This window comes from Paenarthrobacter sp. NPDC089988 (genome assembly GCF_044748465.1).
In the GTDB taxonomy this organism is placed as follows: Bacteria; Actinomycetota; Actinomycetes; order Actinomycetales; family Micrococcaceae; genus Arthrobacter.
On the sequence record NZ_JBIVGD010000011.1, the window covers coordinates 114,118 to 125,163 of the forward strand.

Here is an 11,046-nt window from a genome sequence, read left to right on the forward strand (position 1 = left end):
GAGGTTGTTTCGCATAGGCAACCGAACTCGTAGAGTGGGGAGGCTAATACTGTCAGCGGCTGCTGCTAGAACTTACTTAACTCATTCACGCACTCTCTCCTTAAGGATCCGTGGGCATGCTTGTCACCCTTATACGGCGCTATTCCAAGCCGTATTTGCCGCAAATCGTGGCCGTCCTCATATTCCAGTTGGCGTCCACCATCGCAACGCTCTACCTTCCCAGCCTCAACGCCAAAATCATTGACGAGGGAGTTTCCCGCGGCGATACCGACTTCATCTGGCGGACCGGCGCGCTCATGCTCGCCGTCGCCCTCGCCCAGGTGCTCACTGCCATCGCGGCCGTCTACTTCGGAGCCCGGACGGCCATGGCCATTGGCCGCGACCTGCGCCGCAGCGTTTTCCGCCAGGTCAGCAGCTTCTCCGCCCAGGACGTCAACAAGTTTGGTGCGCCAACCCTGATCACCCGCGGCACCAATGACGTCCAGCAAGTCCAGATGCTGGTGCTGATGGGCCTGAACTTCATGGTCTCCACGCCCATCATGTGTGTTGGCGGCATCATCATGGCCCTCCGCGAAGACCTCAGCCTCTCTTGGCTGGTCTGGGTCTCGGTTCCCGTCCTTGTGGCCGTAGTTGGGTACCTCGTGGTCCGGCTCATGCCGCTCTTCCGCTCGATGCAGGCCAAGATCGATGCCATCAACGGCGTCCTTCGCGAACAGATCATCGGCATCCGCGTTGTCCGCGCGTTCGTCCGCGAGCCGTACGAGGCCAAGCGCTTCGGCGAAGCCAACCAGGACCTTACTGCCGTGTCCGTGAAGATCGGCAACCTGTTCGTCCTTATGTTCCCTGCCATCGGCATGATCCTGCACCTGTCCACAGCGGCTGTGCTGTGGTTCGGCGGCCAGCGCGTCGACTCCGGCGACATGCAGGTCGGAGCTCTGACCGCGTTCCTGCAATACCTGCTCCAGATCCTCATCGCCGTCATGATGGGCACCTTCATGGCCATGATGATTCCCCGCGCTTCGGTGTGTGCTGACCGCATCGGCGAGGTTCTCGACGTCGAACCTTCCATCCACAACCCGGCCAATCCCGTGGTTCCGGCCGAGAAGAAGGGCCGCGTCGAGTTCCGTGACGTCACCTTCAAATACCCGGGCGCCGAGGCTCCCGTGCTGAGCAATATCTCCTTTACTGCCGAACCCGGCAAGACGCTCGCCATCATCGGTTCCACGGGGGCGGGCAAGACCACCCTGGTTTCGCTGCTTCCGCGGCTTTACGACGTCGCTTCCGGCGAGGTTATGCTCGACGGCGTTCCGGTCACCCAATTGGATTCGTCGGAGATCAGCAGCCGCGTCGCCGCCGTTCCGCAGAAGCCGTACTTGTTCTCTGGCACCATCGAGCACAACCTGCGCTTCGGCAAGACAGATGCTACGGACGAGGAACTCTGGGATGCCCTGGAAACCGCGCAGGCCAGGGGCTTCGTTGAGGACAAGTCGGCTGGCTTGAACCGTCGGATCGCTCAGGGTGGCACCAACGTCTCCGGTGGACAGCGCCAGCGCCTTTGCATCGCCCGTGCACTCGTGACCAAGCCCAGCGTCTATGTCTTCGATGACTCGTTCTCGGCACTGGACGTCGCCACCGACGCCCGGCTGCGCAAGGCGCTGAAGGCCAAGACCCGCGACTCCACGGTGATCATTGTTGCCCAGCGCGTCTCCACCATCCGCGACGCCGACGAGATCCTGGTCCTCGACAACGGGCGGATCGTTGACAGGGGAACCCACGATGAACTCCTGGAAACCTCACCCACCTACCAGGAAATCGTTGAATCCCAGCTGAGCGTGGAGGAAGTGGCATGACCGAGCAGAACCAGCAAAAGAAGCGTGGCTGGGCTGCCAAGGCAGAAGCCGCGAAAGCCGCCAAGGCAGAGGCTACGGCCGATGTAGCCGCAGAGGCCCTTGAAGACGAGGACTTCGTCGAAGAGGAGTACGTCCCCACCGAAGCCGACGGCGGCATGTTCGGCGATGTGCCGGCCAAGAAGGCCAAGGCTTTCTGGCCTTCCGCCAAGCGGCTGATGGGCCTGCTCAAGCCCGAACGGGTCGGTGTGTTGATCGTCATCGGACTCGTGGTGGTTTCCGTGGTCCTCAACGTCATCGCTCCCAAGGTCCTCGGCAGCGCCATGGACGTCATCTTCGGTGGCGTCATTGGCAAGCAGATACCGCCCGGCGTGACCCCGGAGCAGTTCGCGGACCTCATGCGCCAGCAAGGCCAGGACAATTTCGCGGACATGGTCTCCAAGATGACCCTGACCAACGGCATCGACTTCTCGAAACTGACGTTCCTGATTTCGATCGTCCTGCTCATGTACTTCGTGGCCAACATCTTCCTGTGGGCACAGGGCTGGTTGTTGAACCGGATCGTCATGCGCGTCATCAGGAACCTCCGGGACGAAGTCCAGGCCAAGCTCAACCGCCTGCCGCTGAACTACTTTGACACCCGCCAACGGGGTGACATCCTGTCCCGCGTCACCAACGATGTGGACAACGTCCAGCAGGGCCTCCAACAGGCATTTGCGCAGCTGGTCAGTTCGGTGCTCACCGTGTTGGGCATCATCGTGATGATGTTCATCGTGTCCTGGGAACTTGCGCTGATTGCACTGATCGCACTGCCGCTCTCCGGCGTCATGGCCGGCGTGATCGGTGCCAGGAGCCAGAAGCTCTTCGCAGCGCAGTGGAAGAACACCGGTGCCTTGAACGGCCAGATTGAGGAATCCTTCTCCGGCCATGACCTGGTGAAGGTGTTCGGCCGCGATGCAGACATGCTGGTCCGCTTCGATGAAAAGAACGAGGAACTGTACAAGGCCTCATTTGGTGCACAGTTCGTTTCCGGCATCATCTTCCCGGCCATGAACTTCGTTTCGTACCTGTCCTACGTGGGCATCGCCGTCGTCGGCGGCCTGCGTGTAGCTTCGGGCTCCATGAGCCTCGGCGACGCCACGGCATTCATCCAGTACTCGCGCGAATTCACCCAGCCGCTGGGCCAAATCGCCGGCATGGCCAACATGCTGCAGTCCGGCGTGGCTTCAGCGGAGCGTGTCTTCGAGTTCCTGGATGCCGATGAGGAAGTCCAGGAAACCGGCACCAAGCACTTGCCGCCCAAGACGGACGGACACGTGGAGTTCGAGAAGGTGTACTTCAGCTACGTCGAGGACAAACCACTGATCGAGGATCTGTCCTTCAGCGCCGAGCCGGGCCATACGGTGGCAATCGTGGGACCGACCGGTGCTGGCAAGACCACGTTGGTGAACCTGGTGATGCGTTTCTACGAGCTCAACGCTGGGCGGATCACCTTGGACGGCGTGGACGTCAAGGACCTCAGCCGGGCCGAACTCCGCTCCAAGGTGGGCATGGTTCTGCAGGATGCATGGCTCTTCGGAGGCACCATCTACGACAACATCAAGTACGGCAACCTGGATGCGACGGAGGAACAGGTCATGGAGGCCGCGAAGGCCACCTACGTGGACCGCTTTGTTCGCGCGCTTCCGGATGGGTACCAGACAATCATCGACGAAGAGGGCAACAACGTCAGCGCCGGTGAGAAACAGCTCATCACCATCGCACGTGCGTTCGTTTCCAATCCATCCTTGCTGATCCTCGACGAAGCGACGAGCTCCGTTGACACCCGTACCGAACTGTTGCTGCAGAAGGCCATGGCTGCCCTCCGCACGGACCGGACCAGCTTCGTGATCGCCCACCGCCTTTCCACCATCCGCGATGCCGACACCATCCTGGTGATGGAGAACGGCCAGATCGTGGAGCAGGGCAACCACAGCCAGCTGCTGGCACTGCAGGGCGCATACTACCGCCTCTACATGTCCCAGTTTGCTGGTGAGGATGCAGGCGAAGCCGCGGTGGACGATTCGACGGCGGTGCACAGCTGAGCACGCAAACGGCAGCCGCGTCCGCGGAATCGTCGGTGGCACCCCAGCGCATAGAGGTCTTGGTGCCCATGCGCTGGGGTGACATGGATGCCTACGGCCACATCAACAACGTGCAGATCGTGCGCATGCTGGAGGAAGCCCGCATCGCGGCTTTCGGTCCGCCCGCAGGCGCCGGTTTGCCGGGCACGGAGCCGCCTGCCGCCTTATTCAACGATGTTGGCGAAGGCGTTATGACCCTCGTCGTGGAGCACAAGGTCCGCTACGTCCGAACCTTGGAGTACCGCAACATCCCGGCCGTCGTGGAAATCTGGGTGGGCGCCGTGAAGGGCGCCAGTTTCGATCTCCACTACGTCATCAAGGATCCCGTGACCCGGGAGGAATGTGTCAAAGCGAGCACGCACCTTGCGTTTGTCGCTGAGGACACCGGACGGGTCCTGCGGCTCACTCCGGAGCAAAAGGAGAAGCTCCAGGCCTACCAGGCCTGAGCCCTCCGTGCTTTGTACCTAAGGCCCCTAGGAAGTGCCTTCTTGGGGGCCTTAGCTGTGCCCAAACCCGGGTCCACGTAGAGTTTCAGCATGAAACTTGAGATTGCCGTGACAAGCGCTGCGGGCGCAGGAACGTCCGCAGCGGAAGGCGCCGACAGGATCGAACTCTGCAGCGGCCTGGAACTCGGCGGCATAACTCCGAGCCAAGGCCTTCTGGAGTCAAGCATGGAGCATGTGGGGGGCCGCTTGGGGATCCATGCCTTGGTCCGGTGCCGCCCAGGCGATTTCCACTATTCCGCCTCAGACGTGGACACCATGATTCACGAAGTCAGGCACCTGCTGGCACTGGGAGCTGACGGTGTTGTAGTGGGGGCGCTGACCCGCGACGGCGAAGTGGATGTCCCCGTGGCGAGGAAGCTGGTGGACGCCGCACGGCAGGCGCGGGCAGATGCCCACTTGACCTTCCACCGTGCCATTGATCAGTCCCGCGATCCGCTGCGCGCCCTCGAGCAACTCCTGGAGCTCGGGTTTACGCGTGTCCTCACATCGGGTCATGCTGAAACGGCCGGGGAAGGCTTAGCCACCCTGTCCCAACTGGTTGAGCGCTCTGCTGGTGCCATTGACATCATGGCTGGGGGAGGACTCAAGATCTCCGACATCCCTGCCATGCATGCGGCAGGCCTCTCCGCCGTGCACCTATCCGCCAAGAGGACCGTATCGACGCTCACCGACTCCGCCGTTTCCCTTGGCAGCCAGGACGGCGCTGATCCCACGGCCTATTCCGTGACAGACCGCGAGACAGTGCGAGCAGCGAGGGCGGCCGTGAATGCCGTCAATCTGCAGTCGCGGGCGTGAGTCTTTTCAGCCTGCTATTGGACCGACGCAGTGGGCCTCCGGTATTATGGAGATGCGGACCTGCCCCACACACGTGGATCGGCGGGTCTTGCTGTTTAACGACTAGATTGCCCAAGGTGCATTGTGAGGAGCTTTCCGGGATAGGTAGTGCGTGTACCAGTCCCAGCCGAACTCATTTCCGGCGTGACGGTTGAGATGAGTGAAGGCTGAATACGCCACCAAATCCGCCATTTGGATCCACTGGGAGCGTCGGGAGTCATGAAACATTGGGTCTTCAATGACGTGCCGACTCTCCAGTGGGAGGCTTCTGTGTGCCTCTACGTAACTGGGGTCGCTGCCGTTGCCATCCATGCTGACGAAGGCGTAGGTCCCGGCTTCCGCCTGGGCGTCATTCCACATCCCAAGGAGCTTCTGGTAAACAGCTCCGCGTTCCTGGAAGTAAGCGCGTCCGGTAGCCGTGGTCCGACGGTAAACAGCACCCACACCAATGTCTTCACATTGCAGCAGTGTGCGAAGGCATTCTTTTGCGACCGCCCGGCCTAAAGACTTCTTTTCTGTGCTCGCCTCCGTGGAGAGGTCCGGTGCCCATCAAGGATGGACGGGTTAGGCGTCCTGCCTATATCTCTCTCAGTGGTGGATCGCGCATAGATGTGACGATCTGATCGCGGCTGGTTTTGTCCATAGCGGAGTCCAGTTGATCGCACTCATCGCGCATCGCAATGCCCTTTACAGCCTTCGCGGAACACGGGAATGATGTAAGGATTCACCAACTCGGTGAAGCCACCCCGGAAGCTACCTTCAGGAGTCCCAGCGATGCCGCTGCCCGAGCCGCTCACACCGGCCACAACACGCCCCTCCGAGCCAGCCCAAGCCGTCAAATCCCCGCACATCGGCTCCACCCAGCACCACGTACCCCAACGCGTTACCGGCCACCCGGAGGTGGAGTGCGGCGTGGGTCACTGGGACAAGCTCCTCTACGGCAACCACCGCTTCGTGGTGGAGGTCCCGGACGATGGCTTGGGCGAAAACAGGAGGGTGGTTATTCCTTGGCGGCGACAAGACCAGGACCCTGCCGGTGTGGAGATCATCGTCGTGGCCGCCCACTCCGGGACGAGGGTCCGGAACGTCATAGTGGAAGAAGCCGCGCGGGAGTCCGGCACGCTGGTTTTCCAAGCCGTCGATGGCCCCGGCACCTACTTCGTTTATTACCTGCCGTACGCGATGCTCGGCAAGGCGCACTATCCCCAGGCGCAGTACCTCCCACGCAGGCCGGCAGCAGAGCCGGACTGGGCGGTCGCCGTCGTGGGTTCACTGTGGGCGGACAGCAACGAAACCCAGCTCGCACAAGCGCACGCAGTGCGTTACGAAGCCGCCAGCGAGCGAGACTCGTTTGCGCCCATGAACTTCACTGCAACGGCGGGGGAACTGGAGCTACTCCATCAGCAGTATGCCGACGAAGCTTTTCTCCTCTGCGCCGAGGACCGGCTCAACCCGATCTCCATGCGGAGGTTACCGGCGCATTGGGCCATCAACGGACCCGCCAACCACTTCCGGGGCACGGCCGAGCCGGGGGAGGATTACGTGGTCCAACTCGGCGTGTATGCGCAGAAGGACCTCGACGGCGTCACGGTAGAGGTGACAAACGGCCACTGCATCAACACCGACGGAACAGACCGACTCGGCAAGCCACTGAAGAACTCCCTCAGCATCCCCGCGGGAACAGTGAAGGCCTTGTTCGTCATCGTCCACATCCCGGATGATGCCGACGGCGTGGTCACAGCGGACATCACGGTCCGAAACGGCGGCGGTCAAGCGCAGCGGCTGGCCGTGGCCCTGGATATCAAAGAACCCACTGAAGCAACCAGCGATCCCCGGCTGCTCAGGCGGCTCGCGTGGCTCGACTCGACCATCGCCCAGGACGCCGAGCTCGTGGCCCCGTTTACCCCTGTCACGCTGGATGAAGAAAGCCGGACGTTGGGAATCCTGGGCAGGACCCTGACGCTGGGAGCCTCGGGCCTGCCACAGCAGGTGACGTCTACCTTCACCGCGGGCGTGACGGCAACGGATGGTCCCGCCGTCGGGCTTTTCGCCGAGCCGATGACGTTGGAAACGGGAGCCATCGACTGGGCCTACGGGCCCATCGATTACACCGTGGCGGGACCGGCGCGCGTCTCGTGGACCTGCCAATGGACAGGCCTGCAGGGCGGCAAGACAATGGCATCGCTGGAACTGACTGGCACGCTCGACGCGGATGGTGCCGTTCACATCGAGCTGCGGTTGGGCGCACAGGAGACTGTGGACGTGCCCGACGTCGGGCTGCGGCTTGGGTTGCGTGAGGCTGCGGTACCGCTCGCCATGGGCTTGGGAATCCCTGGCGGACGGCGACCCGCGGAACTGGACTGGGTGTGGGACGTGGCAAGCAAGAACCAAGATGCGCTGTGGCTGGGCGGGGTTAACGCCGGGCTGCAACTCGCCCTCCGTGATAAGAGCTATGAACGGCCTCTGAACACCAATTTCTACCTTGAGAAGCCGTTGCTGAAGCCGAAGTCCTGGGGAACCGGTGGAGTCACGATCCGTACGCAGGACAACACCGTCACCGTGAAAGCCACCAGCGGGCCACGCACCCTGGACCCCGGGCAAGCACTGGACTTCGATTGCCGGCTTCTCCTGACCCCGTTCAAACCGATCGAACCTGGCGAACACCTGGCCAAGCGGTACTTCCACGAGCCGGCGGACCCTGCACGCATAGCAAACGCCGGGGCCACAGTGGTGAATGTCCATCACGCGACGGCGCCCGCTCCGTACATCAACGATCCACTGCTCAATGGGGACAAGCTCCGCAGCTATATCGCCGAGTGCCGCAAGTATGGTCTCAAGGCCAAGGTCTACAACACCGTCCGGGAGCTCACTTTCCATAGTCCTGAGCTGTTGCCCATGCTCCAACTGGACCATGAAGTGTTCAGCGACGGGCCGGGCAAGGGGCACATCTGGCTGCAAGAGCACGCCGGGGATGGTTATGTCTCCGCGTGGTTTGCGCCCAACGTGGATGATATTGCGGTGGTCACCACTGGTGGCTCGCGGCTGGAGAACTTCTACGTCCGCAGCCTCGCCGAGTTGTCCAAGGGCGAGGACGGCATCGACGGGATCTACCTGGATGACATCGCCTACGACCGGCACACCATGCTGCGGGTCAGGAAAGTGCTCGAAAGAGCCTGCCGGGAGAGAGCCACTGACGGCCCGGAGATCGACCTGCATTCGGCCAACCAATTTACGGCCCACGACGGTTATGCGTCCTCGGCCAATTTGTACATGGAGCAGTTGCCCTATGTGGACCGGCTCTGGCTCGGGGAGTACTTCGACTACGAAGGGACCGATCCGGACTACTGGCTGGTGGAGTTGTCCGGAATACCGTTCGGCCTCATGGGCGAGATGCTCGAAAACGGCGGCAATCCCTGGCGAGGCATGGTGTTCGGCATGACGGGCAGGGCGCCCCGGGTGGACAACCGGCCCCTGTGGGACTTCTGGGCAAAGACCGGGCTGGAGCAAATGGAGATGGTGGGCCATTGGGATCCGCAGGCGCCCGTCACAACCAGCCATCCCGGGATCCTCGCCACCACGTGGACGGACGGCGAAAGGGCCGTAGTAGCGCTGGCCTCCTGGGCCGAGGAGACTGTGGACGTGCAGTTGAATTTCGACGCCGGTTCGGCCCAGCTTGCGTCCGTCGACATGAAAGCCCCTGCCATTGACGGCTTCCAGCATGCCGCGCGATACGAGCCCGGAGCCTCCATCACCATCGAGCCGAACCGCGGGCTCCTCCTCACGATTGGATACTGACGTGGCAACACCATCCAACCTCACAGTGACCACGCTGACGCTGGCCATGGCGGACCTTGGCCCACTGAACCCCTTGCCCGTGGTGGCCTCCGAACTCGACCAGCCCTACACCGTGGGCGAGGGCATCCCCGAGGAGCTCCAAGCGTCCGCGCGGTACGGCCTGGTGCCCAACGTTTATCCCTATCTCATGCAGGACGGCTACAGCCGGGCAGCGGTACCGAGGGAGTTTCCCGCCGTCGTGCTGGAAAACAGCAGGCTGCGCGCCACGGTGCTGCCGTCGCTGGGCGGCAGGATCTGGGAGTTGTTCGACAAGGCCACGGGCAAGCAGCTCCTCCATACCCACGGGGCGCCGCAATTGGCCAACATCGCGCTCCGCAAAGCGTGGTTCGCCGGTGGTTTGGAGTGGAACATCGGAACGCGCGGACATTCGCCCACCAGTTGCGATCCGCTGCACACGGCGATCGTCCACACCCCGGATGGCAAACACGTCCTGCGGATGTGGGAGTTCGAACGGCTCCGCGAAGTGGTGTTCCAAGTGGACATCTGGTTGCCGGAGGATTCGGCCGTGTTGCTCGCCGCCGTGCGGATCCGCAACCCCAATGACCACGACGTTCCCATGTACTGGTGGAGCAACGCGGCGATTCCGGAGACGGCACGGACCCGCGTGATCGCGCCCGCGGACGAGGCGTTCGGCAGCGACTACGCCACGGACATCACCCGTGTCCGGCCCACGGCCCACGAAGGCTACGACGGCACCTGGCTGGTCAACAGCCCGCACGCGGCTGACTTCTTCTTCGACATCGATCCGGCCGAGCGCCGTTGGGTGGTGGCAGCGGACGACGACGGCGATGGGCTGGCGATGCTTTCCACAAGCCTGTTGCGGGGGAAGAAGCTTTTCGTCTGGGGCCAGGGGCAGGGTGGCAAGCGATGGCAGGAGTGGCTGAGCCCCGGGGCCGGACCCTACGCCGAAATCCAGGCGGGACTGGCACAGACCCAGTTCGAACACCTGGTAATGCCCGCCGGAGCGGGGTGGTCCTGGGTGGAGGCTTATGGCAACGGGCACCTTGACCCGGACATTTCACACGGCCAGGACTGGGACTCGGCCGTGGAACACGCGGGTCGGAAGCTGGAGACACTGCTGCCGCACGAGGAACTGGAGGCCATGCTTCCCGGCGCGATCAGCAACGCCGATGTGCCGCCGTCGAAAATGCTGCTGACCGGCAGCGGCTGGGGAGTGGCCGAACGCGCCCGGCGCCGGCGCGCCGGTAAACGGTGGATCGATGAAAGCGGCACGCCGTTCGTCACGGAAAGCGTCACTGCGGAGCAGGAACCGTGGCTTGGGCTGCTGAAAGGGGAACCGTTCGACGGCGCCCTCTCCTTCGTTGCCGGCGCGGACTGGGAGGAGCTTCTTGAAGCGCAGGGGAACCCGGAAGCGGACTTCCACGTGGCTACCATGCGGCATGCCCGGCAGGACCTCAAGGGCGCCAAGGAATGGTACAAACGGACAGTTGCCGCCAAGCATGCCCACCGGCGGACGAAGGCCCTGGCACACCGTGGATTGGGCTTGGCCTTGCTCGCTGCGGGAGAAGACGAAGAAGGCCTCGCTGAGTTGCGGAACGGCATCGAGGCCGACTCAACCGCCATCGCCTTGCTCGTGGAAGCCGTCACCCTGAGCATCCGGCACGGCGACCCGGTCATGGCGCTGGACCTGGCGGACTCGGCACCCAAGGAGGGTGCCGCCGTCGGACGTTTGACGTTCCTCAGGGCGCTGGCGCTCGCCCGCGGAGGGCACGGAGCCGAAGCCGCAGCGATCCTCCGTGCCGGCGTCGAGATCCCTGATTTGCGTGAGGGCGAGGACGCCATTGCGGACCTGTGGGAGGAGGTATGTCCTGGCGAACCGGTACCGGCGGCCTACCGGTTTGGGATGCATTAAAAGCTGAA

Annotated in this window: 7 protein-coding genes; 6 read left to right on the forward strand and 1 reads right to left on the reverse strand. The window is 62.9% G+C overall.

Features of this window, described 5'->3' with window-relative positions:
• The first annotated feature begins 116 nt into the window (after window positions 1-116).
• The 4 genes from ACIPV6_RS14320 to ACIPV6_RS14335 all read left to right on the forward strand — a co-directional run bounded on the left by ACIPV6_RS14320 (window position 117) and on the right by ACIPV6_RS14335 (window position 5,271).
• On the forward strand, window positions 117-1,850 hold the full coding sequence (locus ACIPV6_RS14320; protein WP_400271512.1) for an ABC transporter ATP-binding protein: 1,734 nt from the start codon (window positions 117-119) through the stop codon (window positions 1,848-1,850).
• A complete protein-coding gene (locus ACIPV6_RS14325) occupies window positions 1,847-3,931 on the forward strand; it encodes an ABC transporter ATP-binding protein (protein ID WP_400271513.1) in 2,085 nt (694 codons plus the stop codon). Before ACIPV6_RS14320 ends, ACIPV6_RS14325 begins: the two co-directional genes overlap by 4 nt.
• A 68-nt stretch (window positions 3,932-3,999) precedes the next feature.
• Entirely contained in the window at window positions 4,000-4,416 is a 417-nt protein-coding gene (locus ACIPV6_RS14330; protein ID WP_400271572.1) for an acyl-CoA thioesterase, read from the forward strand.
• A gap of 90 nt (window positions 4,417-4,506) precedes the next feature.
• The gene (locus tag ACIPV6_RS14335; RefSeq protein ID WP_400271514.1) at window positions 4,507-5,271 is read left to right on the forward strand and encodes a copper homeostasis protein CutC; all 765 of its coding nucleotides are present in this window, start codon (window positions 4,507-4,509) and stop codon (window positions 5,269-5,271) included.
• Between the two features lie 102 nt (window positions 5,272-5,373).
• Here the strand turns inward: ACIPV6_RS14335 and ACIPV6_RS14340 are convergent, their stop codons facing one another.
• Window positions 5,374-5,670, reverse strand: a complete 297-nt coding sequence (locus ACIPV6_RS14340) for a DUF3800 domain-containing protein (protein WP_400271515.1) — start codon at window positions 5,668-5,670, stop codon at window positions 5,374-5,376.
• Window positions 5,671-6,084: 414 nt separating this feature from the next.
• Between ACIPV6_RS14340 and ACIPV6_RS14345 the strand changes: the two genes are divergently transcribed.
• The gene (locus tag ACIPV6_RS14345; protein WP_400271516.1) at window positions 6,085-9,105 is read left to right on the forward strand and encodes a glycoside hydrolase domain-containing protein; all 3,021 of its coding nucleotides are present in this window, start codon (window positions 6,085-6,087) and stop codon (window positions 9,103-9,105) included.
• A gap of 1 nt (window position 9,106) precedes the next feature.
• Entirely contained in the window at window positions 9,107-11,038 is a 1,932-nt protein-coding gene (locus tag ACIPV6_RS14350) for a DUF5107 domain-containing protein (protein WP_400271517.1), read from the forward strand.
• The last annotated feature ends 8 nt before the right edge of the window (window positions 11,039-11,046 follow it).